The sequence below is a fragment of the Alistipes sp. genome (assembly GCF_048465575.1).
Classification (GTDB): Bacteria; Bacteroidota; Bacteroidia; order Bacteroidales; family Rikenellaceae; genus Alistipes.
Genome location: NZ_DBFWLG010000022.1, coordinates 62,111 through 88,587, shown reverse-complemented (window position 1 = coordinate 88,587; position 26,477 = coordinate 62,111). Strand labels below are relative to the sequence as shown.

Genomic DNA, 26,477 nt, shown 5'->3' with positions numbered 1-26,477 from the left:
CTATCTGTTCAATCACCATCTTGATCAAGCATGCGAATTTCGATGCCAGGTATCGACTCGATGAACCCGCTGCCCAACAACATCGAGGGCGTGTAATATCCGCCCGGGCCGTTATAGGCCAGGCAGTATCGGGCGATTCGAATGCCCGCTGTTGCAGTAAGCGCATAGACGTTCGGCGTCGACATCGTCATCTGCACGCGCTGGCCGCCCGGCGCTTCGGCTTCGCCCCAGAATTGGCCCCGCTCGCTCTCCAGCGCTTTGTCGTCGGGTCCTTTCTTCATCAGCCAACCTGCCAGTTGTCTGGCTATTTTTTGGCCGAGACGGGTGTTCAGGAGGCCCTTGACCGGGTTGGTCAGCCGCACCGTATAAATGCTTATTCTGGGCATGGCCAAATAGACTGAACCGTTCGGAACCGAGGTAGATATTCCCGAGGTGTAAACATCGCCCCAGGGGATCGTCATGGCCCATTGGGGCTTGTTTTGAAACGGGATTCTCCGTATCCGATATGCATTCGAAACAACTTTCAACTCTCCGTTCTCCCTGATCAGACCGCCTTTGCCGATGCTTTCGATCATCGTGTTGACCGTTCCTATGCTCGGGCTTGTGCCGAATGAAAGCGCCAGGTCGATGCGCCTGGCGGCAGGCAGTTTTTCCTTGAGCATCGCCGCCAGACAGTCGGTAGGCACAATGTCTGTTCCCACACCCGGCATGACGATCACGTTTTGCCGCCGTGCCGCTTCATCCTGCGCATGGCATTGTCGGAAGATGTCGATCTCGCCCGTAATATCCAGGTAGTGTGTATGCTGCGCAAGGCATGCTTCGACCAGCGGCTCCGCCGTGGCGGAAAACGGCCCGGCGCAGTTGAGCATTACGCTTATATCCTGTAAGTTGCTACCGGTATTCCGTACATCGAAAGCCCGGTATTCCAGCCCCAGTTCCGTGGCGAGCGGCTTCAGCTTTTCGGCATCCCGCCCGGCTATAACGGGTCGGAGCCCCTGCGTCACAGCCTTGCGCACCATCAGCTCCCCGGCATAACCGTAGGCCCCGTAGATCATTAACCTGTTCATTTTCATCGTGTCTCCATTTTCGACAGGTGATTCAATACGGTTTCTGCCATCTTTTTGGAGCTGAAAGGATTCTGGCCTGTGATCAGATTGCCGTCGACGACTACTTTCGAGGTCATCGGAATCCATGCTTTCCGGTACACGGCGCCTCGCTCTTTGAGTGTCGCTTCGAGGTCGAACGGAACGACTTTTTTGCGCCGGGCCAGGGATTCTTCGAACCAGCTGAATCCGGTAATCTTTTTATCGGCTACCAGAAACCGCCCGTCGGACAGTTTGACGTTCAACAGTCCGCACACGCCGTGACAGATCGCCGAGACGAGCTTGCCGCTCACAAAATGCGTTTTGAGGATTGTTTGCAGAACCACATTATCCGGGAAATCATACATGCTTCCATGCCCTCCGGCCAGATAAACGCAGTCATAAAGTTGTTCCCTAACATGATCGAGACTTTGGGCATGGCGCAGCACCTCCCGAAATTTCGGATCGTTCCAATACGCTTTGGAAATCTTGTCGAGAGTGAGCGGCCTCAAACTCTCGGGATCGACCGGTATCTCACCGCCTTTCGGACTGGTTACCGTTATATTGTAACCATGCTCTTTCGCGCGGTGATAGATGTGGGTCAATTCACTGAGCCATAATCCGGTAGGTAAAGTGCCGTTGGCAAAGGTTCCGGTTCCCGTCGCCACGATCAATATTGTAGGCATAGTCCATGCAAGGTTTTTAGACGACGATCCTGCAAAAACTACTCCGGACAGTTAATCGAATATCTTACGTGGGTCCGGCTTTATTTGCGGAAGATGAAATAGACGGCCAGGATCATGCAGAGGAAGCCGGCCAGGTGGTTCCACCGGAGCGAATCGGTCTTCATGAAGACCAGCACGAAGAGCGTGAAGACCGAGAGCGAGACGACCTCCTGAATGACGCGCAGCTCCCAGATCGAGAACGGACCGTTGAACTGGGCGCTGCCGATCCGGTTGGCCGGAACCATGAAGCAGTATTCCATCAGTGCGATGCTCCAGCTAACCAGTACGATGGCCATCATTCCCAACCGCTCGGTCCTCGATTTGAACGCAATGTGACCGTACCACGCCAGCGTCATGAACGTGTTAGAGATGACCAGCAGACCGACGGTGAGCGCTCCTCTCCACATGGCGTTACCCGTTGATGAGGTTAGCGAATACCTTTTCACCCAGCAGCCAGCGGTAGTCGGGAGCCGCGAGGTCGAAGCCGGGAACGGCGTTCAGATCGTCGATACCCAGAGTCGTGGCCAGCGCCACGATCCGACCGGCGCCAGCCCGCCGGGCCGATTCGATACCGGCCGGGGCGTCTTCGAAAACGATACATTCATCCGGGTGCAGCCCCAGTGCGGCTGCGGCTGCGAGGTAGATTTCCGGATCGGGTTTGCAACGTGATACCATATCGCCCGAGATGCGTGTGTCGAAGAACTCCCCGATACCGCACTTTTCCAGGACGAAATCGACGTTGGCCTTGCAGCCCGACGAACCGACGGCGCAGCGAATACCGGCTTCGCGCAACCGTTCGAGCAGACGGACCAATCCTGCGACCGGCTCGATTTCCGGGGCGTAGATTTCGCGGTAGATGGCCTCTTTCTCCTCTGCCAGCGCCTGAAAACCTTTCTCGCGGAGAACCTCCTCGGGCATAATCAGCCGCATGATGTCCTCGTTGCCCATACCGAAAGCCGAGCTCAATTTCTCGCGCCAGTCGCGCACGCCGTAGCGGTTGCAGAACAGCTCGAAAGATCGCATGTGTGCCGGCGTGTTGTCCACCAGCGTGCCGTCCATGTCGAATAGGGCGCCTTTCATCATCGATTTGGTTTTAGACGGCCCAAAGGTAATGAATTTTCCGATTCCCGAACAGATGCACCCTCAGAATTTGAGCCGCAGGCTCAGATTGACGGCGAAATTCTGCACCTCCTGACCGGGCATCGGCCGGCGGTGGGTGAGACGCCAGATGAAGTCCACGCGGAAGAGGCGGAAGATATTTTCCACACCGAAGCCCATTTCGAGGTAGGGGTCTCTGACCGAGGTCATGCCCACGGGAAAGAGCAGTTTGGCTCTTGTGTTCGCCAGCGAACCGTTATTTTCTTTGGAAAGCATGCCCCAGACACCTTTGAACACCAGCACCTCGCGCAATTTGAGCCTTTTCAGAAGCGGAATGCGGCCCAGCAGCGCCCCGTTGAAATGGTGTTCGAAGAACCACGCCACCCAGGCGTCCGAAGCGAATTCGTAATAGTTCATGCACGAAAAGGCATACGGGTCGTAAAAGTAGGTTCCGTTTCCCTCGTGGAGTTTGAGCAGCGGGTAGGGGACCCGTCCGAAGATGCGGCCTCCCTCGATCGTGATGTCCGAATAGCCGACAGGCGGCAGCTCGGGTTTGTAGCGGAGGCTGCCCTCGAGCCGATAATACTCGCTGCTGCCCGACAGCACGCCGGGTATGCCGGCTGTGAATCCGAGCGTTAGCACGGGGTAGACCGAGCCCATGTACTGCTTGTCGAAAGGCATACGGTAGATGCTTTCGTTCTTGGAGATGCGCATACCCACATGCAGCGCGAGGTCCGAGACCGAGTTGACGCGCGTGCCGTCCGGGTGGACGAGCGGTACGTACCGATTGCCGTAGATGCGCTGGATGCGGGCGCCGACCGTGTTGCCGATTCCGTGCCGCCATTCGTGCTCGTAGCCGGCGTCGCCGCGGTTGACCATCGAGAGCCGCTGGTCGCCGCGCGAAAGGATCGAGGAGAGGATGTTGCTCTCGGTAAGGGCATTCTGTCCGGCCCCCAACTGCAAGACGTCGTGCTTGCCCGAAATGGTCAGCTTGCGCGTGAGCTGCCGGTTGAAAGCCAGTTCGACGCTGCCGCCCCCTTTTACCCTTTCGTCGCGCGTACCGTAGGCTACGTAGCCCGAAAGGCGGATGCGGCGGCTGACGGCAGTTGTCGTGCGACCGCCCAGCTGCATGCGGAAGCCTTCGAGCCGGTTGAAACTGGCCAGCTTGTAGTAGGGGCCGATGCCGAAATATTTTGTATTCCAGTAGCCGACGATCAGGGTGTTGATGATTGTATAGATGTTCCGGTAGAGCGGCGTCTGCTGTACGGAATCGACCATCGCATAGATCCCTTTTTCCTTTTCGCTGAGGCGGTAGGGACGCACGCGCTCCCAATAGGCGTCGTCCTTGCGCGTGATCTCTTCTGCGGCGAGCACCACGTTGTTGTCCATCCGGGCAATGTCTGCGGGAATGGGCACGCCGATCTGCACGTCGCTGTAAACGACCTCGCGCGTGCCGATGAACGAGGTCAGTTTCGAGGAGTCGGCCTCCGAGATCGAAAACTCGGCCGATACGCGGTCGCGGCTGCGGAACCAGGCAGCGCGGTCCACCAACCGGTTTTCGTTTTCCAGCAAGAGGTGCTTGATCCAGTTGACGTTGACCTCTTTGGGCATGCGCGCCGAGGCCGATTGCAGAGCATAGGTTGCCGAGTCGATATTGACCTCGCCGTCCAGTACGGGCGTGGACATGCGTTTGGGGTGGAACCGGATCTTGTAGGTCTTGCGGCCTGCGACCTTCGTGCTGTCGACCAGAAAATAGTCGTAGTAGGAGCGCCCGCCGTCCGCCAGGGGACTGGCGAAGCGCACGTTGAAGATGTCGATGTAGTTGTCGTAGAAATTGACGTCTCCGTGCAGGTGGCCCGTGAACTGGGCGATGGCGAAGCTGTCCTCGACGCCCGAGACCCGGTTGGCGCGGATCACCTCGCGCGTCAGGGCGGGACGGCGGCTGTGGTAGTAGTCGGCCGTCGTTTCGGAGATCATGGCCGGGAGGTAGGCCTGGCCCGTGAGGGCCGAGGTGTCCACGTAGTCGAAGACGAACCCGAAATGGCGCTGCATGCGTTTGCTGCGGAACCGGGGTTTGATATTCGTAAGGTCCAGCTCCATCTTGGTGTAGGTGGCGCAGCAGTAACTTGCGTATTCGTCCGGATTGTTCCGCGGCTTGTGGCGGATCACGCTGTCGAGGATCGGATGCGCCGGGTTGGCCCCGGGGGTGACGACGACCTGTCCGATGCCGAACTCGACGGCTTCGAGCGCGAAATCCACCTGCGAGAAAGTTCTGGGCGTGAATGATTTTGTCTGGGTGGCGTAGCCGACCATCGAAGCCTGCACGCGGCTTACCGTGTCGCGCGTTTCGAGCGAATAGATGCCCTCGCGGTCGGTGGTAATGCCGGTCGTGGTACCTGCAAAGACGACGCTGACGAATTGCAGGGGCGCTCCGCTGGCGGCGTCCGTTACCCGGCCGCGCAGGCGCGTACTCTGTGCAGCGGCTCCCGCGACCCAGACGATCCCGAGCAGGGTGAGTATGGTCTTCCATGCCGACATATCGTACAAAGTTAACGAAATCGTGCCGAAACGATTTTATTCCATTACCTTTGCACGAAAGAAGACGAGATTTAGAACAACATGGCTCACTCCAAAGTCGAAAAAACGAATGCGGCGCGGCTGCTGGACCGTGCCAAAATCGCATACGAAACGGTGCCTTACCGGGTCGACGAAGAGCACCTGGCGGCTACCCATGTGGCCGAGCAGTTGGGTGAAGCGATCGAATGCGTATTCAAAACCCTGGTCCTGCGCGGCGACCGCACGGGGTATTTCGTCTGCGTCGTTCCGGGGAATCACGAGGTGGACCTCAAGGCGGCGGCGAAAATTTCGGGAAACAAAAAGGCGGAGCTGATTCCGATGAAAGAGCTGCTCCCCACGACGGGGTACGTCCGCGGCGGCTGTTCACCCATCGGTATGAAGAAAGCGTTTCCGACCTATGTCCATACCACGGCGGCCGATCATCCGTTCATCTATGTCAGCGCCGGAGTCCGCGGCCTGCAACTCAAACTCGCCCCGCCGGACCTCATTCGATTCGTCGGTGCGATTGTGGCCGACATCAGCCGGGAAGCAAATTCACTCTAATACAAGAATACATGGCCTGCTGCCTCCAGATAGAAAACCTTACCAAATCGTTCGGAGACCTCGTGCTCTTCGAAAACATTTCGTTTGCCGTTGACGACGGCCGCCGCGTTGCGCTCGTGGCCAAAAACGGGACCGGCAAAACCACGCTGCTGAACATCATCGCCGGGCGCGAGAGCGCCGATGCGGGCCGGATCGTGCCGCGCCGCGACCTGCGGGTGGCCTATCTGGAGCAGAGCCCCGCCTTTCCGGCTGGGATGACGGTGCTCGAAGCGTGTTTCCATTCGGAAAATCCCGCACTCAAGGCCATTGCCGACTACGAACGGGCGATCTCCGATCCTGCGGGCGCCGGATTGCAGGAGGCGATGGAGCGGATGGATGCTCTCGAAGCGTGGGACTACGAGCAAAGGGCCAAGCGGATTCTCACCCGGCTTAAAATCCGGGATTTCGGGCAGCATGTCGAAACTTTGTCGGGCGGGCAGCTCAAACGGGCCGCGCTGGCCAACGTGCTCATCAGCGAGTCGGACCTGCTGATCCTCGATGAGCCGACCAACCACCTCGACACCGACATGACGGAGTGGCTGGAGGAGTACCTTGCAGCGAGCAGCGCGGGGCTTCTGATGGTGACGCACGACCGCTATTTCTTGGACAGCGTGTGCAGCGACATTCTCGAACTGGAAGACCGGCGGGTTTACCACTACGCCGGAAACTACTCTTTCTATCTCGAAAAGAAACAGGAACGCGAGGAGGCGGCCTCCGCCCTGCGTGCCAGCGAGACGAACCTCTACCGCCGCGAACTGGAGTGGATGCGCCGCCAGCCGCAGGCCCGGGCTACCAAGGCGCAGGCCCGCATCGACGCATTCCGGAATCTGGAGGAGCGCCTGCAAACCACCCGCAACCGTTCGGAGGTCCGGTTGGATGTCAAGGCTTCCCGCATCGGAACCAAGATATTCGAAGCGCGGGGTCTGTCAAAAAGTTTCGGCGACCGGAAGATTCTCGACGGGTTCGATTATACGTTTACACGTTACGAAAAACTGGGGATCGTGGGCGACAACGGCTGCGGAAAAACGACGTTTCTGAAACTGTTGATGGGGATCGAAAAACCCGACAGCGGGACGATCGAGATCGGCGAGACGGTCCGGTTCGGTTATTACAGCCAGCAGGGGATCGAATTCGACGATACGAAAAAGGTGATCGACGCGGTAAGCGACATTGCCGAGGAGGTCTCGCTCGGCGACGGCCGTACACTGAGCGCTTCGCAGTTTTTGCAGCATTTTTTATTCACCCCCGAGACCCAGCACAATTTCGTGGCGCGGCTGAGCGGCGGCGAGCGGCGGAGGCTCTACCTCTGCACGGTACTGATGCGCAACCCCAACTTTCTGGTGCTCGACGAGCCGACCAACGATCTGGACATCGTTACACTCGGGATATTGGAAGAGTATCTGAGCGCATTCCGCGGGTGCGTGATCGTCGTGTCGCACGACCGTTATTTCGTGGACAAGGTAGCCGATCACCTGCTGGTGTTCTGCGGCGAGGGGGAGATCCGCGATTTTGCGGGGACCTATTCGGAATATGTCGCGTGGAAGCGGGCTTTCGAAGCGACCCGCCGGGAGGAAGCGGCGGAGGAAAAACCGAAGCCCCAGGCGCCTCGCACGCAGGATGCGTCCCCACGCAAACTCACCTTTGGCGAAAAACGCGAACTGGACGCGCTTGAAAAGGAGATTCCGCAGCTGGAGGCCGAAAAGGCGGCTTTGGAGGCTTCGCTTTCATCGGGAACGCTTGCCGTCGAAGCGTTGACCGCCCAGTCCCGGCGCATTGCCGAACTGATCGGACTGATCGATGCAAAAACGATGCGCTGGCTGGAGTTGAGCGAGCGCTAAACCTTTCCCACAAGAAAACCGCCCCGACTGTCGGTCAGTCCGGGGCGGTTTTCGTTTGCCGGTTTAAAGATGTCGGACAATGGAGTCCCAAACGGTCTTGCGCCACAGGTCGGGGGCGATAAGATCGTATTTGCGGCGGTTGCGCAGCAAAACCGCGAAAGTGATCGGTTTACGCAGCAAGGTGGGCAGGCGCTGGTGCTTGCGGCTGGAGTGCAGCGCGTCGTAGTTCCGTCCGAAATTGCCGCCGTGGAGAATCAACCCGAGCACGTAGGCAATGTCCCTTTCCGTGCCCTTGTCGCGCTCCACCGAAAGCAGAGCGTGTCCGGGTGCCATTCCGAGGTAATCGATGCACAGGATGGTAAAGAGGATTGCTATGCGTTCGAATCCGTATTTGTGGATGATGCCTGCCGCTTCGGTCCGGTCGATTCGGTCGGAATAGAAACTGAGATAACGAGCCCAGTCGCACAACTGCCGCAGTCCGAGTCCGGTGGGCAGATGAAAGGCCATGTGTTCGAGCATGAAGAGTGCCTGAAACGTCGGCGAGGGGCATTTCACCGGATAACCATCCATGTCCAGTTCGTGAAGCGGTAGCCGGATTCGGTCGGACAACAGCTCCCGTTCGAAATCCCGGTATCGTTTGAGGCTGCTGTGCGCCAACCGGAAATGGTTTTCGATGTGGACTCCGTGCAGTTTGCCGCTGTAATGACGCGCTGTGCTCGAGGCGAGCGTCGTATCGCCGAACAAAGTCTCCTGCGCTTTGCGGCAGTCGTCGGGCGCCAGGAAAAAATCCAGATCGCCGCCCGTTCGATGGAGCGGGTTACGATAGGCGGCCGCCACGGCAGGGCCTTTCAACAGCAGGTAGGGGAGTTGCAATGAGTCGTAGATTTTAGCAACCTCGACCAAAACCTGATCGATCCGTTTGTTCCGACTTTCGATTGCAGCCGTCTGGGCGGACATTTGCAGCACGACTTTCCGCTCGGGTTTCAGGGAAGCCGGAAGTGATGCCATTCCGTCGAAAAACAAACCTGGTATGGTCTGCTGTTGCGCCGTAAGCCACATTTCAGTCCACACTATTCCGGGGATGTCCGGCACGGATATTTCGTCCGTTCCGTTGCACCACAATGCGGAACGCAAGATTGGGAAGAAAGTAGCGTAATAATCAATTTGAGTTTTTTGCACTTGTTAGATGATGTGATTCTGAATTATCAAAACCAGAAATTTGGAAGAAAGATGCGGATAATATTTCCTGTTAGACGTTTTATTTTACCTTTAATCGAATCTTGTTTTTTGGAAAAAGAAATGGCCCGAACATTGCTGCCTTCCATACCTCCCAGATGTGGCTCTCGTTTGAAGCGGCATATAAAGCGATTGTCTCTCTTATGTGTAATGGCGATGTCGTACATCAGCCCTTCCAGTAGAAATCCGTTATAATCATTCAGTTCTACGTATTTGGGAGCTATGTAGGTGCGATAAAAATTGTTTGTGGTTGCAAAAAGACGCGTATCAGCGGAATGACCGCACCAGTTCAGTCCTAAGCGCTCGTAAAGACGATGGTCTTTCAGGTCGATGAATAAATCCCCCCCCCTCAAGAATGAAATTGCATGCTTGATCCAGAAAATAGCGGATATTGTATATCGGATAGCGACCGGTAACTTTCATGAATCCGATGCTGTTGCGTATGCAAGTCGAGAGTTCGATGGCATGATTTATCAAAAGAAGTTCATTGTAGCCTTTCCCTTTGCTGATATCGAAACAGGCGGGCGATAGTGAAATAAATTCTATATCGGCGTTTTCTGTCTTTCTCAAAATATTTTTAATGGAAGTCAAATCCCAGCCGGAATTTTCTGCAAAAACGATTTTAAAGCCGTCTTTCTTCGGTAGAACGGAGCTATAATATTGTAATGCTCCCATGTACATCCGTTCACGTTCCTGATTCGTAAAACATGCACCATTCATTCCTCGTGTACTGATCGAGGCTGTCATTAATAAAGGTAATTTATTCATGATGAACAGATTATCTGTTGCTGATTTTAGACCGAAGCAATTCCATTATTTTATGGGGATAACGTAGGCATAGCAAGCCTATATTGGTGTAAATGCCGTTATCACGACAGGCCTTGAGTTGCTCTCTCATAATCAATTTGCGGCTGGCGAACGATTGTGTGCTGGCGCCTCCCGTGCGCATCGTCACAAAATCCATAGAAATATAGGCAATACGGATTCGATTGATGAGTATATATCTTAACAATAATTCGAAATCAGCAGCTATTTTATAATCGATATTATAGAGTCCGTATCGATCATAGCACCTTTTTCGTATGTAACAGGTCGGATGAGCCGGCATGAATCCCAGACGCATTAGATATGGACGGAAGATAGCGGAAGAGTAATATCGAACAGAATGTGACAGGTCCGTAGGGGAGACATAGTGCAGATCGCCATATATGGCGTCGAGTTCGTTTCCGCCCTGCTCGAATGCTTCGACGATTTGTGAAACAACATGATCGTTCGTAAAAAAATCATCCGAGTTAAGTACACCCACAATTTCGCCCGTTGCAGCCTGAATACCCTTATTGAAAGCGTCATAAATGCCCTTGTCCTTGCCTTCGAAAATGCGTTGTCTTGGTCCTGCTTTCTCCTTGACGATGGCAATGGTTGCATCTTTCGAAAGACCGTCTATGATGATGTGTTCGATGTTCGGGTACGTTTGTCGATTAACGGAGTCAATGGTGTCGGCTACCGTGGCGGCACTGTTGTAAGTACATGTTACGATAGATACTCTCATAAAGGGATTTTAGCATACGAAAATACTGTGTAGTCTGGGTTTTATTTTTTCCTCTCCTTGGTCGGTTGGGCGATGTTCAACCATGTAGCCGGGGTCTCAAAATGCAGAAAATATTCTGTGTGAAAATTGATGCAGGTAGGTTTCTTACAGTGCTTTATTCAAAGAACGATTTGATATTTTTCTTTCAAATAGCGCTTGATGGCTTCCCTATCTTTGCCGCATGCTTTCTTTATTTCATAGATTTTAGCATCGACCAGTGTCCGATACCACCATCCCTGAAGAAAGTGCCAGAGAAATCCTTCTTTACCGTCGAGAAAACCACCACGAACGAAATACCTTAATCCGAAATACACAAATGGTCTCCAAAAAAGGGGCATTTTAGCATATTTGGCCTTCTTTGCTCGTTTTTCCGTAACTTCAGGACATAGTGCACCCATCTTTTGATTTTTAGGCAGAATATTCAACTCTATGTCCAAAAGTTCGACAGCTTCCCGAATGGAATAACCGTTGTGTTTGGCTGTGAAATACCCAATTGTGTTCAGATTATCGTCTACGAACGGATTCTCGAATGTTATTGTGCAACCAAATTCGACCAGCATGTGTTCATCCATCCAACGACGTTCGCAGCGTGTAGTGCCGTGTCTAAAAAGCCGGATCATTGAGATGGCACCTGTTCCATGTTTGATATGGCGTCCCATAAATACACGTTTCAAGGGCAGTACGATGGCTGAAATATCCTGATTCAATTCGGGAACTTTCTGTTCTATTTCTGCAATCAGATCTTGCGTAAGGTACTCATCAGCATCCATTCGTAGAACCCATGAGGTCTCGAAAGGCAATGTATCTAAAGCCCAGTTAAGTTGATCGGCCTGATTACCGGGCCAGGCATGGAGAAAAACCTCAGCCCCGTATTGACGTGCTATCGTCGCCGTATCATCTGTTGAGTAACAATCGATCACATATATTTTCTTTGCAAGCAACTGGATATTTTCCAGGCAGCGGCTAATATGAAGCTGCTCATTATAGGTCAAAATGACGACGGTTATATCCAACATCCTATTGTTTTATTACTCGTGTTTTTATAAATGTTGCGGGATTGCCGCCAACTACGGCCCATGGCTCGACATTGCGAAAAACGGCAGCGCGTGCTCCTATTACAGCACCTTGACCGATGTGTACTTTGGGGCCGATGAAAGCGTCGGTGGCGATCCATACTTGATCCTCTATGTGTATTTTTGAAGGAATCATCGGAAATTTGGGGTCCGAAAGATCATGGGATCCGGGACAGAGATAAACGCCCTGCGAGATCGTTGTGTAGTCACCAATATGAATAGGTCCCACATTGTAGCAATTGACATGAGGGCCCAGACAGGCATATGCGCCCATTGTCAAATTCCAGGGGGCCCATATTCTAACCGATGCGTGCACATGGGCACGAATATGCAATCGAGCTCCGAAAAGCCGCAACAAGAAAAGCCTCCAGGGATTAAAAATCGTCGTGGCGAAAGGTCGAAAAAATATGAAATAAGCTATGTTCCAAGATAACCGGGCTACCTTGTTTTTCCAACCGAGCCAGTTTTCATACTTTTCGATGTCGAGAAGTGACTGTTGTTGCATAATTTAAAAGTTATAGCTTATAATGAAATAAATTCAGGCATAGAGCCTCCTTCCAGAATCCACTTGTACAAAGCGATCATGTTGTGGGAGACTGATTCGATGGAATATTTCTCCATCACCAATGTCCGGCCACGTTCTCCCATGGCGAGTCGTTCCGTTTCCGAGGTATGAATAGCGGCATGCAGTGCATCGGCAAGCGTGTCGGGATCATTAGCGATCCACCATCCGCAGCGATATGTGTCGAGTTCTTTCCATGGAGTGCCTGTCGAAGCAATCACCGGAACTCCTAGAATGAGTGCTTCGGGAACAACCATTCCGAAATTTTCGGACTTACTGGGCAATACCTGATAATCGAGAGTGCGTACTGTTCGAGAAAGCGCGTCACCCGAGATGAAGCCTGTAAAATGTACGTTCTCCAAGTGATGTGTTGCGACGTAGGCGAGCAGCTCATTTTTGTAGATTTCATCTCCTTCGCCAATGATCAGCAGTTCGCAATCCCGTGTCTTATTTCCGAGTTTTTGCCAGGCGACGAGCAGGCGATCGATATTTTTGATGCGGTTTATACGACCCACAAATGCAAAACGCCGAGTATTGTTGGTTTTGAGCCGAGGAATTAGGTCTGTACTTACTGGCAGGCCATTCGGTATTATTGCCACGGGTGTTTTTAAATTGCATGCACGGATATGCTGCAACTCGTCTAAACAAGTCGCTTGCAGGCAGACAGCCGTCTCCAAATCATGTCGTTGAAATAACGTCAATGCTAATTTCTTTTTAAAAGGAGAGACTGCCAATCCTTGTGGATAGAGCATTCCATGTGGAGCGATGATGCAGGGTTTGCCGAATTTGCGAGCTATTTTGGCCGTAATATGGGTAGGATATGTCCAAAGTCCATTACCGTGATACAATTCGTAATTTGTATTGGATTCGAGATGCAATTTGAAATTCTTGCTATATTCGTATGGTGTTCGAGCATCATTTTCGACAGCTTTGATGAAATGGTCCGTGCCTACGATCTTTCCAGTGCCAGCTCGTGGTTTTATTGTTAGCACGTCGGCTTCGACTCCATTGCGTCGCAACTCTTTGATGAGATTGTAAGTGCACGAGGTAGGCCCTCCACTGTTAACATTGAGACCTGAGATGGTATGTAAAATTTTCATTCCGCGATCAATTCTGTATATGCTTTTATTTGCTTCTCATCTCGTTTGTTGAAATCGAACCTTTCGACATGTTCTTTGTAATACGCGTAATTGACTTCAATCTCCATCATTGCACTGTTCATGGAGGAAACACTATTTAGCTTGAATACAATGCCAGTTTTGGGGTATTCGACCATGTCTTTGTAGGAACCTACACGGTCGCTCACAATGACTGGCAAACCCCAGTAGATAGCCTCTTCTACGACCAAACCCCATGGCTCTGTCCGGGAAGGAAGAATAAATATGTCGTGGCTGCGGTAAATCTCGCCCAGTGCATCGTTCTCGATGAATCCGATGAAATGAATATTGTCTTTTGCGCGTCGTTTAAGCGCATTTTCCAATTCGCCCTTTCCCACAATAGTAAGAAATTTGCCGTTTTTGTTGAATACATCTATCAGAAATTCCAGATTCTTGCATGCGATCAGACGACCGACGTATAAATATTTTTTATTATCCGATGCGGATTTGGTAACCACAGGCCGTTTCGCCTTGTGGAAAATCCCCACTCCACCAGTCATGCGGATTTCTCCGGTGTAATTAATTTGGGTGAAAAGCTTTTTCTGTAACTCGCCGGAAGGCATGGCGCAGGACATCCGGTTGATGATTCGTTTTTTTATCAGACCTTTTATGCCGTTGAAATGCGACTCCAGAATCGATGATTCGCACAGGATGCAATTTTTACGCTTAGGCGATAAGAAAGCGTAAAAATTGTATTCCGGAGCCATCCATCCCGAGAAGAGAATTTTTTTGCAGACGACGTTCCGCATAAGTTTGAGAAGCCGAACGGAGGTTAATACCGAACTGCGTTGGTTGGCATTACCGTTATGGAGAAAAATATAGTCGAATCCGCAATCATTATCAAGTATTTTATTGACGGCTTCGCTGCCGTATCCATAGAGAACCAACAATAATGTCCGGTGGCGCGCAATCTCTTTACATAGATTGATTTTATAAAAAGAAGGCGTGTTGGTCAAATAGACCAAATCGTAATGTTTCTTCATTTTCATCTTATTTTCGAAATACGGAACACATGCCTTCAGCAGACCGAGGCTGAATGATGTTTTTTAGTCGACGTGTGCATGAAATTAATGTGGAAAAATAATAGCTTGCAATGAGCATTATTAACTGTGCGATGGCTGCCAATACGAGGGAATCGGGATAATGTCTCCATATAACAAGACCGTACAATATGTAACCGATAAAAGGATGGATCAGGTAGATCAAAAAAGTTCGTTCGCCTAGTTCCTTCCACATGCGATAATAGGACAAATTTTTCGAATAATACCACAACAATATGATAAAAATAATGGGCATCATTACTTTTAGTGCGATTAAAACCAAGCCTTTATTCCAATACAAGGTATTGGCGAAATATGTAATGCTGCAGATTAAGAAGCTAAATAAGAAAATAAATCCTTTACGCCCCCCCCCTCTGTTTATTTTGATCTGTGCTATGATTTTTCGTGTGGCGACGCCAAATATCAGATAAGAAATGCCGGGGAACATACCCAGAGGAATAATGGAGCCTATTTTAGATTGCAGCGAATAATATTCAGGATCGACAATAGCTAAAAAGATTATGAAATTAGCTACTATTGATAGAAACAGAAGAATGAGACGAATCGCAGGGTGGGAATGATAATAAAGATCTTTAAATAAGGACATGGCGAACATGGCTGGGAGAAACCACAAAAGTTGGATTCCGCAGTATCTGCGGATCAGATTGACGTCACCTGTAAGCCACGTATGAAAGAGGGCCCAAAGATTGAAATTATTATGTAGGTACAAATTATAGAAGCCGATCGATAATAAACCGCTGAGGAGCAGAAATGGCCAATACAAACGGATAAAATAGCAGAGTGCTCTTTTTTTCGTCAATGGTTCCGATCCGTAAAGGAATGGCAAAAGGAAGAAAGCCTGAATGTGAAAGCAATAGAGATATCCCATTCCTTGTACAGGTTCCACATATTTTGTGAACAGGATATTGTGCCCGAGTACGATTAAAAAAATTAATACGCCTTTAACCGCGGTGGATTCATCACGACTGATATAGCTATGTAGGATTGACACGATGGATTAATATGGTTCGAGTGTTAATACTTTATTTTGAGTAAAAGCGGAAATGGATCCAATCAAAAGCCATAGATTAAAGAACAGAAAGCCCCCAGCTCCATGAATGTATCCCTCCGCCATCATATGGAAAGCCCAAAAAATCATAAGTGCTGATAAGTAGGATGCAAACCGTATGTTGATACGTCCCATGCGAAATAAAGAAATAAAACTGTTGAGGAAAATAAGCAGGAATGCCATAAACCCAAGAATCCCGGTCATGGATAATAAGCTTAGCCAGGAGCTACCTGTTTCCACTTGCCCTGATTCTATATCCATCGTACTGCCTTCATCGAGTCCTGTGGATACCGAGGCGAAACCGATGCCGAGCAGGGGGCTGGATGTGAATTCCCTGATTCTTGTCTGCCAATGAATCTCTCGAGAACTAAGGATGCTGCCTTCTGCTATGGAACTTTTATTTTTTCGGTTTAGATTCTCAACATAGGATGACCAAAGAGGGAATGTGACACATAACAGAAGAACAAGATAAAGTGTTTTTTTTAAAAACTTAAATAAATTCGCCCGATTCATTATGTAAAAATAGACCAGCAATCCAGCCGCGGCACCGATTATTGCTGTGCGAGATGCAGCCAGTAGTAAAGTTATGAATGCACTAATCATCAATAATAGATGATAATATTTTTTTTTTCGTGTAAGTAGGGAATTGTTTGTAAGAAAATAAGTTGATGTGATGATAACATTGGCTGAAATCGGCGCTATCAGCATGGATTGGGTGGTGATACCTGCAAAATCCCGTCTCCCAAATGTTAAACCTGCAAAATAGGCAAGCAGGGAAAGTATTACAATCGGTTCCATACCCCATTGCACGTATTGAAAAACCCTTATTCGCAAACGATTTAGAAAGGATGATTGGATGAGGGGGGACAACAGTACTGTCATCAATACGAAAGTTGCCAGACGTGCCCAAGGATGGAAATATACGGGAATATCATTTCCTACAATGCTGAGAATTGCGGCAATAATTAGACTTGCAACCCCAATATTTATCGAAATTCTCGAATTCTGACAAAGCGCAATGAAAAATACCATCCCCATTATTGCATAATATAGAGCACCTAAATTTATAGAAAAGGCAATAATATTGTTTATTGCAATAAGTGCTACCAGAAGACTTAGGTATTTTAGTCTGCGTGACATGTTACATATCCTTTATTTTCTTGGCCGGAATGCCGCCTATCAAAATATTCGAAGAACATGAATCGAGTACGATGGCTCCGGCTGCGACAACGGTTTTCTCTCCGATATGCACACCAGGGAGAATTTTGCTTCCAGTGCAGAGCCATGCTCCATTGCCGATTGATATGTCCTTAGAAATTCCTTTACCGGCAGAGTGTGCCCCCATTCGATCAAGTTCGTGCGATCCTGTACCGATGTAAACTTGCGGAGCAATATCCACGCATGCACCTATTTCAATTTTCGAGGTGACGGATAAAAGCACTTGATGTCCGATCCAGGTTCCACTACCGATTATCAGTTCGCCATTTCCGACTATCATTGCGGAAGAGCAGATCCGGACATCAGTTCCGATTCGTGCCCCGGCCACACGAAGCAGAGCTGCTTTGAAAGCGAAACATTTTGTTTCGGGCAGCATTCGAAAAACGATCCCATTCAAGTAGTTAATCCAAGTTCTCATCGATTTTATTTGTTTTTCCCATAATGGCATCATAAAACTCATCAAGAGAATAGAATTTTGAGGCAATTCTCGAATAATTCAAAAAGTTTAGAATTGCCTGAGCCATGGTTTCGGTATCACCAAAAGGGACAAGAATTCCGTTCGAGCCTAAAATGTCATTCAATATAGGACTGCATGCTGTCGCTACAATGCGCTTACCCAGATAGAGATTTTCAAACACAACATTCGGAGAGGCTTCCCATCGGGAACTTAATACATACAAGTCAGCGGCTTTAAAATACTTATAAGGATTGGATTGGAACCCTTCGAAATGGATATGATCCAGATAATCTTTGGCTATGGCTTTCAGTTCCGATTGATTATTGTCAATATTCTTACCTATAATATATAGATGGAAACGAGCATCTCGCTTAACGACTTTCCCAAATGCTTCGACAAGAAAATCAAATCCCTTTTCCCGATTGATCCGTCCTGCGGCAACCACATTGATCTGATCGGTTGGTAATTCGAATGATTCAGAAATTTGTTTTTTTATCAGCGGTTCATCCAATGGATTCAATACGTAAGTGAGACGGTTACGGGGAATATGCAAAATTTCATGTAATTCATTTTCCATGTATTGATGTTCTGCAATGATGCAATCGAGCCGCTTCATAAGCCAGTTGTCGATTTTGAATCTGACTTTTGTCGGCTTGATAAAGCCTTCCTGAATCATTTGTCGAGGCATTAGGCAGTGACGAACCGAAATTCTGAACTTCTTTCTGGTGAAGATTCGTGCCAAGAGCGCCGCATAGGCCGAAGTATAAGAAACAGCAAATACCGCATCGGGTTTGTGGACGCGAAAATATTTTGCGAGAGCAAACCAAGCATAGCGACTTCTTTTTATGTTTAAATAAGTAACCTGAATAGCCGATGGCAACAGAGCACACATTTCACCAGGCTGTCCTGTAATTACAACTTCAATTTCGTATTTTTCAAAATCGGCATTACGTATCAAGGTGCATAAGATCCTTTCCGCGCCACCGGGATTCAGTGCGGCATCAATAAATATAATTTTTGGTTTCATTTAGCTCTGTTTACGAGAATACGGGTGTGATATTTCATGCATATTTTCAGCATGTAATAGAGACAGATTGGATAGACAGTAAAATTTTTTGGATGCTGCATGCGTTTTTCTAAAAGGAACCGTATGCAACCGGGGATTCGTTTGTTCAGCGATGCGTACTGTTGAAAGTGCCGGTGTGCGATCCGTCGAGCTTGTGGTCCATCATTTGGAGGTAGGTTTTTTGTTATTTCCCGATTGACCAATCCGAGATTCAGAAGATAGATTAAAAGATAGCGAGACAAGTCCGGATGACGATCAAAAAAACCGTTGGCTATTTCGAATAAACGGATAAGTGAATTATATATGCGTTCGTACTTTTCGATGTCGATCTTCGATCTCGATGCCGAATTATTCCGGCAGACATTGTAATAGCCGATTTTTTCGATCGATCCAACTTTCTTGCATCGTGAAAATATTTCCCAGTTGAATATGTAGTCTTCATAATTAGTCAGTCCTGGAATGAATAGCATGTCGCCAATCAATTCGCGTCTATAAATTTTATCGCATGCCCCATAAGCGTAAATCTGAAACACACGAATGTAATCTATATCATTTTCAGATATTTCTTGTATTTGTTCTGGCGTGGATGAATCGATGAATGTCGAGCGGGATGAATTTAAATAGGTTCTGGAATTGCATTTGACACATTGCAGGTCGTTCTCTTCGGCAAACTGGACCAAGCGTTCATACATATCCGAGGCAACATAATCGTCGGCATCGACAAAACCTATGTATTTGCCCCGAGCCATTTTTAAAGCCACGTTTCTTGCCTGGGAAACACCTGAGTTTACCGGTAAGTCAATAAATCGGATGCGGTTGTCTTTCGCGGCAAATTCCTTAATCTGCAATGCATTATGTGGATTGGGCGAATGGTCGTTAACGATGAAAAACTCGATGTCCTGAAGCGTTTGGGCCAACAGGGAGCTAATGCAATTTGCTAACAAGTTTTCAGGTATATTGTAAACAGGAACTATAACAGATAGGATGGGCATAAACTTATGAATTGAGTGTCAATTTTGTAAGCAGTGAAATCCACTGTGCTCCGATTTTTTGTGGCTCGAAATCGTCGGTCTTCTGCCTGGCGTTGTTGGCTAACACAGCCCGTTTCGCGTCGTTCAGTATTAATTCTTTCAAATTCAAGGCATAATCCGATAAGTCGAATGGTTTTATAAGCAAGCCGTTTTTTTCGTGATCAATGATGTCGTGGATGGCCTGATAACTGTCAAAAGCTATCGGAACGGCACCGTATTGCATCCCTTCTGTCAACACCATGCCAAAACCTTCATAAGGAGAAGTTAAGCATACAATCTGGGCTTTTTCGTAAAATGATGTCGGATCCTGATACCCAGCGAATCGGATTCTTTCGAGACCTTTTGCCTGTGCAAATAATCGACTTTTTTCAGGTCCGTCGCCCACTATTACCAATTCCCATCCGGGAATCTCTTTTTCGATCATTTTCCAGATGCGAATCAAGAAATCCACCCTTTTTTGCTCATAGCACAGTCTGCCAACGTATAATACAAGTTTTTCTTTTTCAAATATCGAACTGATCGTAGGGTAGGTATTTGGATTGGGTATGGCATGCAGTTTGCCTTTTCCTTTTCCACCGGTTAATTTGAGAAAATCGGTTTTATATCTTTCGGATAAAAGAACGATGGCATCCGAGTAGTTGCATATCGAAATGAGTTCCTTGCGTTTATTGCGGAGTGCGCGTCGTTTTAAAACAGGTTTTCGGAGTTGCTGGAGAGTACTTTTTATTTTTTCTTTCAAATCCGTCCCCGAAAAACAGGGATGCAGCGTTTCGTTGAAATGATAAGCGTCTCCGGGAAGATTATAATGTATGACAGAGATAATTTTTGTCGTGTCTCCCAGCACCATTGTATTGCATATGCGGATTTCGTCACTAAATGCTCCTTGATTAATTAAAACATCGATTTGTTTTTCGTGTAGCATCCGTTTAAGAAATGAAATATTCTCTATAGTTTCAAAACCGATCGGATCCGGTAGAAAAATGTGTCGAGAAATTAGCGACTTGTCATAGTCAGGGCGCTGCTGGTGTGCAATAAAATAAACGATGGTACCTTGCTTAATCAGATATTCGGCGACAGACCAGGTGACCCTTTCGGTCCCACCTTTTATCGGGTTGATATCCGATTCGAAAAAGAAAGCGACGGTCATACCTTTCAACGTATAAAATAGAGTGTGTGTGTTGCGAGTTGCAGTGGGATATATCGAAAGATGAAAGCAGTTAATTTTTCTCGCTTGCTTCCCGATTTTGCTTTATGATAAAAGGCATTCAAAATGTCTTTTCGAGTGCTGATTACATGGATGCTCTTTATGAATTCGTATTTATTCAGTTGCTTGGATGTCAAAAAGGTAATAAGCATCCTTGCCTTGAATGATCGAATTAATTCGCCAGCAATTTCTTTATCATTTAATTTTTTTTGAACAAATGTTTCGAGTTTGTCGATGCGATGAATTTGTTGTTTGGCCAGATCCGGAATTGGCGAACGCATCAACGAGCCCTGCCGGATGCGATGATTGTAAAAGGTATTATAGTTGATAGCGATAGTATTGCAACATAAAAAATAGGAAACAGTAAATAGAGTATCTTCCCCGATACTCAATTCCCTATCGAAAAGAATTCCGTATTCTTGTAATATTTCTCTCTTAAAAAGTTTATCCCAAATGCAATAAAATTTGCGTTCCTCTTTTCCCCAGAGAAATTTTTGCCAGTTACCATTGATTTTATAAACTTGAGTCGTCTTTTGACGGATGGGTGTCGATACGATCTCAGTGGTGTTTTCCCCAATGAACGCGGTGTCGCAAATTGCCAAATCGGCTCGCGAAGCAATTAAATCGGCATACAGAGAAGAAAACATATTTGGAGCCGGCATGTCGTCTGAATCTACAAAACCGATATATGTGCCGCTTGCAAGTTCCAAGCCTTTATTCCGAGCTTGTGACACGCCCTGATTTGGCTGATGGAACACTTTGAATCGAGGATCCCGCAATGCATATTTCCGACATAGAGACAACGAGTCATCGGTCGATCCGTCATCTATTATCAGAATTTCCAGATTCGGGTAATCTTGATTTGAGACGCAATCCAGCGTGTAATTTAGATAATGCCCAACATTGTAGACGGGTATGATGATTGAAATTAGAGGTTGTACGTTTGTTGTCATTTTTTAATCATGTGCCATATAGAAGAAGCTGCGTAGTGAAGTAAATCGCGCAACTTTTCCCTTTGAGTGCGCATCAGCCGGTATTTTACAAATAATTTAGAGGTTTGCATGACATTGAAATCTCGCCAAAATTGATCCCGTTCTTGTGGTTCTTTGGCAGACATGGCAAGCATGGGATTTTCTCTTTCAGCCAATGCCTGAGTCGTCTGTTTCAATATGAAAGAGAGACTAATTCTGGATAAAAGTTCGTGTCCTTTCTGAGTGTTGCAGATGACCAATGAAATACCTTTATTGGAATCGTATTCAGGGAAGACATTCTCGACACCCCAGAAATCTCCGAGCGTTATGTCGGCTGTTCTTGGGAATCCTTTGAAGTGACAGGCATAGCAACTCGGTTTCAGGGAGATCCCGCGGTAAAACGCCTGCATATATGGATCCTGTTTGATGTCGTAACAGAATGTTCCTTTTGTGGTCTGATGTTTTAATTTGGAGGTATTTCCCGCTTGATCTTTATATCTGAATCTAAAATCTATGGTGTGGGCTGAAACCTTGCATTCTTTCCATGACAAGTAGCGCTGAAATAGAAGCGGCGAAGGAGTACCTAAACAGATTGTTTCGATAAAAATAATCCGTGTATACCATTTGCTGAGTATTTTCCGGGCAGCTGCAACTTGACAAGGTGTGCCAGAAAATAGGAGTTTTTTGCCAGATTTAAGGTGATTTATAATTTCTGGCCAAATATCAATAACATTGCTTTCGACATATTTTGAGCCCCTCAATCTTTCCAGATTCCGGCTGTTTTCTATACAAATGTGCTTTGTTCCTGAAGGGAAAAATGCTGCTCCTACTACGATTCCCTTATCTTGAATAATCAATTCCGCAAGCGCAGAAAAACAGCCCCCTGAAGAACTTGCCTTACGTATTTCTGAATCGAGATTGTATCCGCCATAAAATGATGGCTCCCCTCCTGACTGAGGAGGATTGAGCATAGGACAGGATTGTATGCATAATCCGCAGTTTATACAGGTGGCATCATTCACTTGAGGATAGGCAAATCCAGTCGAATCCCGAATAAAGGTAATAGCGTTTACCGGGCATTGTACGCCGCAACTACCACAGCCACAACAATTTTTTGTGGAGATAATTTCGATGTGTTTCACGCCAATAGTTCTTTCAGGAACTGTACGCCTTCATTTCTCCATTCATTGAGATTATTATCCACGAGGTCCCAGTCAATCTGTTTGTTAATTAAAGCGTCCAGTTTGGATGGGTCATTAGAATCCAGAAAACGCTCAAATAACCCGAGCCGATTTAACAGTGATTTGATGCGTTCAGACCAATCGGTTCCCCAACCCGTTAATGCTAACGCGATAAATGGACGGTGGAAAATAATACAAAAAACAGTACAATGAAAAGAGTCGGTTATGATTAATTCGGCGTTCCTAATCAGTTCCACCCATTTTTGAGGGGATGGATGGATCGAGCCATTTTTTCCTAATATCCGAGATTTGAAATCAGAAAGTTGCTTTATGGGGAGACCACGATGAATTTCAATAATTCGATCCAAATATTTCAAAGCTTGCGGTGTTTCTTGAAACAATAGTTTAAATATATATTTTTTATGAGAACGATTTTTATCCAATAAAAAATCATAATTTTTCAAAAGAAATGTCGGATCTGGGGTCCAAAATACATCGCTGATATTCATTTTCTTAACAATCTCAAGCCCGGATTTTTCTCGTATGCCTATTTTATCGAAACTCTGAAATAATTGTTGATAGTAATCGTGATAGCGTGCTGCCAAAAATGAATTTCCGAAACTGGCTGCATAGGCTGCTTTTTTTGTATGTACCTTCGAAAAGTCGAGTAAATAAACCTTATCAGGCTCTCCGTTTTGAGCAATTATGTCCGGGTTAAATACCTGGTCACTACCAGTTAGTATGAGGTCGAATTGTGCGGCAATATATGGCAAATCTGTTGGGGTCGTTGATGTGCTTGAGGACAAATTGATATATCGTTTTATAAATTTTGCGAAAATGTGTCTTTTGTACAACTCGTCTACGAATGAAATTGCGGATCCGAGTGTAGATGGACAAGGTATCTTCTTTACATCTTTAGCCCATTGAGGACGATAATCAATAACCTCCACTTTGTGTCCCAGATCATGTAAATAGTGTTGTAAAGCGAAAGTTTGTAATACAGCACCGTAATTGGCTGCCCAATGGAATGTAATGATTCCGATTTTCATGTATTATTCCGAATTATCATGTTTGAATATTCGTAGGCGTATTCGTGAAAGCATAATCCTTAGATTTGCCATAAGATTGATCTCGAAATGAAGCTTCAGTATTTGGTCCGCTTTCCACAATACGTAAATATAGAATATCGACGCAACTAAATAAGAGTAGGGGGGCGGCAACAGAAAGACGGAAAGCAACAGAATAAATTGGGAAGAAAGGGAAAAAATGAAGACTTTTTTCAGCAGTGGAGTCGGGCGTAGCCCTGTTTTATATGCCAAAATGTATCCGAAACATAGGTAAATTGCGTATGCGAAAATATAGTCGATGCCGATAAATTTCATCCCAAAAAAACGAACACCTCCTGTGATAGCCAGGTAGTAACTGCACCAAAATGACAGTTGAAGACAAAAATAGGCAATATTTCTTCTTTGGGCCATCAATAAGTAGCCGAGCGGATAACCAAGTACACGCAATCCGACCCCGACACATTGCCAACGTAGCATATCTGTTGCTGCAATAAATTCCGAATTATATAATGTTATCAAAAGTGTGGGTGCAATAATAAGACAGATATCTACACCTATCGTAGCAAACAATAATCCGATTTCCATCTGTTCATTGACCAATTGGTACATTTGCCTTGGCTGGCCAACGACTTGGCATAATCTGGGGAAAAAATCGGTTCCCATACTTTGTAAAATCATGCCAATATATATATTAGAAAAGGCTACGCTTACTTCATAAAAACCAACCACTTTAAGCCCCAGATGATTTAGAAGAAATACTTTAGCAAATACAATGCACATAGTAGCCGAGAATCCTGCCAGTGTAACAAGTCCTCCGGTAAGCAGCAGGTCCTTGATAATTGAAATACTGTCTTTGGCCGATATCTCAACTTTCGGAATATGTAACTTGTTGAAAAAATACCAACCGATCGGCAATCCAATCATAGCTCCGACCAACAATCCCCATACTATTCCGTCAATGCGGAAAAAGTAAATAATGACAAGTGTAAATACACTTCCTATGATTGTGCTGTATAATTGAGCTGTAACTAATTTTGCAATTTTCCCTTTTGCCTGCAGTACGGAGTTGAAGAAATTGCTTAGTACGGAAAAAGCAGCGACAAAGGCAAGTGCGTATACGGTCCATGTGCCAAGAGAATCGGTGAGCATTCTTCTTTTGAGAAATCCCGCAAGCAGCACCATTATTGAAATGGTCAATAGCAGAGATAATACATAGAATGTCTGGATTGCTTTGACTTGACGCGCTGTTTCATAATCGTCTTTAGATGAAGCGATATTTCGTACTGCAGATGTCGAGACCCCCATGTCCGCAAGCGTTGTCGCGGGAGAAAGTATCGCATTGAACATACTCATGATACCCATACCGTCCGCACCGAGCCATACGGCTGTGAATTTGTTGCGTATGACGCTTAACGCCAAGAAAATGATCTTTGCGCTACTAAGCAGCCCCACGTTCTTTATTACGCTTTTATAGGATGACATTGCGTGTTGCGATTTGCTTGATTCCGATATTTTGGATCATAGCAAAGGATGCTGATTATATACTAATAGAACATATTTAACCTTGTTTCGACGCTTCCCTATTGCAGAAATATCAAAGGAACTCGTACATTTTTCGGTAATAATCTTCGTACTCGCCGGAGGTGATGCTGTCCATCCACGGCTGGTTATCCAGATACCAGCGGACGGTTTTTTCGATGCCTTCTTCGAATTGCAGCGAGGGTTCCCAGCCCAGCTCGTTCTTGAGCTTCGATGAGTCGATGGCGTATCGCAGGTCGTGGCCGGCACGGTCCGTGACGAAAGTTATCAGCTTTTCGGAGGTGCCTTCGGGGTTGCCCAGCAGCCGGTCGACCGTGCGGACGATCACGCGCACCAGGTCGATGTTACGCCACTCGTTGAAGCCGCCTATGTTGTAGGTCTCGGCGGTTTTACCTTTGTGGAAGATCAGGTCGATGGCCCGGGCGTGGTCCTCGACGTAGAGCCAGTCGCGGACATTCTCGCCCTTGCCATAGACGGGCAGCGGCTTTCGGTGCCGGATGTTGTTGATAAACAGCGGAATCAACTTTTCCGGGAACTGGTAGGGCCCGTAATTGTTCGAGCAGTTCGTCACCACGACGGGGAGTCCGTACGTGTCGTGGAAAGCCCGCACGAAATGGTCGCTCGACGCTTTCGAGGCCGAATAGGGGCTGTGGGGATCGTAGCGCGTCGTTTCGGTGAAGAAACCTCCGTCCATCTCCAGCGCACCGTATACCTCGTCGGTGGAGATGTGGTAGAAGCGCTTGCCCTCCCAGTCGCCGTTCCAGTGCTCCCGGGCCGCTTGCAGCAGCGACAGGGTGCCCAGCACGTTGGTACGTGCGAACGTAAACGGGTCCTTGATCGAACGGTCGACGTGGCTCTCGGCCGCCAGGTGGATCACTCCGTCGATGTCGTATCGCCTGAAGAGCTCCCTCATCGCCTCCAGGTCGCAGATGTCGCCCCGCACGAACGTATAATTGGGGCGCTCCTCGATGTCCCTGAGGTTGGCCAGGTTGCCCGCATAGGTCAGTTTGTCCAGGTTGACGATCCGGTAGTCGGGGTATTTGGTAACGAAAAGCCGCACCACGTGCGAGCCGATGAAGCCGGCGCCGCCGGTAATCAGAATTGTTCGTTTCATGG

Annotated in this window: 25 protein-coding genes; 2 read left to right on the top strand and 23 right to left on the bottom strand. The window is 47.8% G+C overall.

All coding sequences use genetic code 11. The annotated features are described in order from the left end of the window. Positions 1-8 precede the first annotated feature (8 nt). From ACMQ11_RS06835 to ACMQ11_RS06815, 5 genes are all read right to left on the bottom strand, one after another. A complete protein-coding gene (locus tag ACMQ11_RS06835; protein ID WP_418992015.1) occupies positions 9-1,073 on the bottom strand; it encodes a saccharopine dehydrogenase family protein in 1,065 nt (354 codons plus the stop codon). Beyond that, positions 1,070-1,768, bottom strand: coding sequence for a type 1 glutamine amidotransferase domain-containing protein (locus ACMQ11_RS06830; protein WP_418992014.1), 699 nt, complete (start codon positions 1,766-1,768; stop codon positions 1,070-1,072). Before ACMQ11_RS06830 ends, ACMQ11_RS06835 begins: the two co-directional genes overlap by 4 nt. 80 nt (positions 1,769-1,848) lie before the next feature. Continuing rightward, on the bottom strand, positions 1,849-2,214 hold the full coding sequence (locus ACMQ11_RS06825) for a DMT family protein (RefSeq protein WP_418992013.1): 366 nt from the start codon (positions 2,212-2,214) through the stop codon (positions 1,849-1,851). A gap of 4 nt (positions 2,215-2,218) precedes the next feature. Continuing rightward, entirely contained in the window at positions 2,219-2,890 is a 672-nt protein-coding gene (locus ACMQ11_RS06820; protein ID WP_418992012.1) for an HAD family hydrolase, read from the bottom strand. Between the two features lie 60 nt (positions 2,891-2,950). Next, entirely contained in the window at positions 2,951-5,443 is a 2,493-nt protein-coding gene (locus tag ACMQ11_RS06815) for a DUF5686 family protein (protein ID WP_418992011.1), read from the bottom strand. An 81-nt stretch (positions 5,444-5,524) separates the two neighbouring features. Between ACMQ11_RS06815 and ybaK the strand changes: the two genes are divergently transcribed. Both ybaK and ACMQ11_RS06805 read left to right on the top strand, forming a co-directional pair. Next, positions 5,525-6,025: a Cys-tRNA(Pro) deacylase gene (gene ybaK / locus ACMQ11_RS06810; RefSeq protein WP_418992010.1), complete on the top strand. Its 501-nt coding sequence runs from the start codon at positions 5,525-5,527 to the stop codon at positions 6,023-6,025. Positions 6,026-6,036: 11 nt separating this feature from the next. Further along, positions 6,037-7,902 carry an ABC-F family ATP-binding cassette domain-containing protein gene (locus ACMQ11_RS06805; protein ID WP_418992009.1) on the top strand — a complete coding sequence of 622 codons (1,866 nt, stop codon included), beginning with the start codon at positions 6,037-6,039 and terminating at the stop codon, positions 7,900-7,902. A 63-nt stretch (positions 7,903-7,965) separates the two neighbouring features. Here the strand turns inward: ACMQ11_RS06805 and ACMQ11_RS06800 are convergent, their stop codons facing one another. The 18 genes from ACMQ11_RS06800 to rfbB all read right to left on the bottom strand — a co-directional run bounded on the left by ACMQ11_RS06800 (position 7,966) and on the right by rfbB (position 26,475). Beyond that, positions 7,966-8,961, bottom strand: coding sequence for a nucleotidyltransferase family protein (locus tag ACMQ11_RS06800; RefSeq protein WP_418992057.1), 996 nt, complete (start codon positions 8,959-8,961; stop codon positions 7,966-7,968). A 444-nt stretch (positions 8,962-9,405) separates the two neighbouring features. After that, complete coding sequence (locus ACMQ11_RS06795) at positions 9,406-9,906, bottom strand: hypothetical protein (protein WP_418992008.1); 501 nt, start codon at positions 9,904-9,906, stop codon at positions 9,406-9,408. A 10-nt stretch (positions 9,907-9,916) separates the two neighbouring features. Further along, positions 9,917-10,687: a glycosyltransferase family 2 protein gene (locus tag ACMQ11_RS06790; RefSeq protein ID WP_418992007.1), complete on the bottom strand. Its 771-nt coding sequence runs from the start codon at positions 10,685-10,687 to the stop codon at positions 9,917-9,919. A gap of 158 nt (positions 10,688-10,845) precedes the next feature. Continuing rightward, positions 10,846-11,742 (bottom strand): glycosyltransferase family 2 protein, encoded by an 897-nt coding sequence (locus tag ACMQ11_RS06785; RefSeq protein ID WP_418992006.1) that lies wholly within the window; start codon positions 11,740-11,742, stop codon positions 10,846-10,848. Position 11,743: 1 nt separating this feature from the next. Continuing rightward, on the bottom strand, positions 11,744-12,304 hold the full coding sequence (locus ACMQ11_RS06780; protein WP_418992005.1) for a putative colanic acid biosynthesis acetyltransferase: 561 nt from the start codon (positions 12,302-12,304) through the stop codon (positions 11,744-11,746). Positions 12,305-12,321: 17 nt separating this feature from the next. Then, positions 12,322-13,461: a glycosyltransferase gene (locus ACMQ11_RS06775; RefSeq protein WP_418992004.1), complete on the bottom strand. Its 1,140-nt coding sequence runs from the start codon at positions 13,459-13,461 to the stop codon at positions 12,322-12,324. Next, the gene (locus ACMQ11_RS06770) at positions 13,458-14,501 is read right to left on the bottom strand and encodes a glycosyltransferase (RefSeq protein ID WP_418992003.1); all 1,044 of its coding nucleotides are present in this window, start codon (positions 14,499-14,501) and stop codon (positions 13,458-13,460) included. The genes ACMQ11_RS06775 and ACMQ11_RS06770 overlap by 4 nt, the downstream gene beginning before the upstream one ends. Positions 14,502-14,508: 7 nt before the next feature. Continuing rightward, positions 14,509-15,570: an acyltransferase family protein gene (locus tag ACMQ11_RS06765; RefSeq protein ID WP_418992002.1), complete on the bottom strand. Its 1,062-nt coding sequence runs from the start codon at positions 15,568-15,570 to the stop codon at positions 14,509-14,511. A 6-nt stretch (positions 15,571-15,576) separates the two neighbouring features. Then, positions 15,577-16,767: an O-antigen ligase family protein gene (locus tag ACMQ11_RS06760; protein WP_418992001.1), complete on the bottom strand. Its 1,191-nt coding sequence runs from the start codon at positions 16,765-16,767 to the stop codon at positions 15,577-15,579. 1 nt (position 16,768) lies between these two features. Continuing rightward, positions 16,769-17,263: an acyltransferase gene (locus tag ACMQ11_RS06755; protein ID WP_418992000.1), complete on the bottom strand. Its 495-nt coding sequence runs from the start codon at positions 17,261-17,263 to the stop codon at positions 16,769-16,771. After that, positions 17,247-18,329 (bottom strand): glycosyltransferase, encoded by a 1,083-nt coding sequence (locus tag ACMQ11_RS06750; RefSeq protein WP_418991999.1) that lies wholly within the window; start codon positions 18,327-18,329, stop codon positions 17,247-17,249. Before ACMQ11_RS06750 ends, ACMQ11_RS06755 begins: the two co-directional genes overlap by 17 nt. Further along, positions 18,326-19,360: a glycosyltransferase gene (locus tag ACMQ11_RS06745; protein WP_418991998.1), complete on the bottom strand. Its 1,035-nt coding sequence runs from the start codon at positions 19,358-19,360 to the stop codon at positions 18,326-18,328. The genes ACMQ11_RS06750 and ACMQ11_RS06745 overlap by 4 nt, the downstream gene beginning before the upstream one ends. Positions 19,361-19,364: 4 nt before the next feature. Then, positions 19,365-20,546 carry a glycosyltransferase gene (locus ACMQ11_RS06740; protein ID WP_418991997.1) on the bottom strand — a complete coding sequence of 394 codons (1,182 nt, stop codon included), beginning with the start codon at positions 20,544-20,546 and terminating at the stop codon, positions 19,365-19,367. 5 nt (positions 20,547-20,551) lie between these two features. Beyond that, the gene (locus tag ACMQ11_RS06735; RefSeq protein WP_418991996.1) at positions 20,552-21,556 is read right to left on the bottom strand and encodes a glycosyltransferase family 2 protein; all 1,005 of its coding nucleotides are present in this window, start codon (positions 21,554-21,556) and stop codon (positions 20,552-20,554) included. Further along, complete coding sequence (locus tag ACMQ11_RS06730; RefSeq protein WP_418991995.1) at positions 21,553-22,716, bottom strand: Coenzyme F420 hydrogenase/dehydrogenase, beta subunit C-terminal domain; 1,164 nt, start codon at positions 22,714-22,716, stop codon at positions 21,553-21,555. Before ACMQ11_RS06730 ends, ACMQ11_RS06735 begins: the two co-directional genes overlap by 4 nt. Continuing rightward, complete coding sequence (locus ACMQ11_RS06725; protein ID WP_418991994.1) at positions 22,713-23,804, bottom strand: polysaccharide pyruvyl transferase family protein; 1,092 nt, start codon at positions 23,802-23,804, stop codon at positions 22,713-22,715. The genes ACMQ11_RS06730 and ACMQ11_RS06725 overlap by 4 nt, the downstream gene beginning before the upstream one ends. Before the next feature lie 3 nt (positions 23,805-23,807). Then, on the bottom strand, positions 23,808-25,304 hold the full coding sequence (locus ACMQ11_RS06720) for an oligosaccharide flippase family protein (protein ID WP_418991993.1): 1,497 nt from the start codon (positions 25,302-25,304) through the stop codon (positions 23,808-23,810). Between the two features lie 112 nt (positions 25,305-25,416). After that, positions 25,417-26,475, bottom strand: a complete 1,059-nt coding sequence (gene rfbB / locus ACMQ11_RS06715) for a dTDP-glucose 4,6-dehydratase (protein WP_418991992.1) — start codon at positions 26,473-26,475, stop codon at positions 25,417-25,419. Positions 26,476-26,477: the final 2 nt, after the last annotated feature.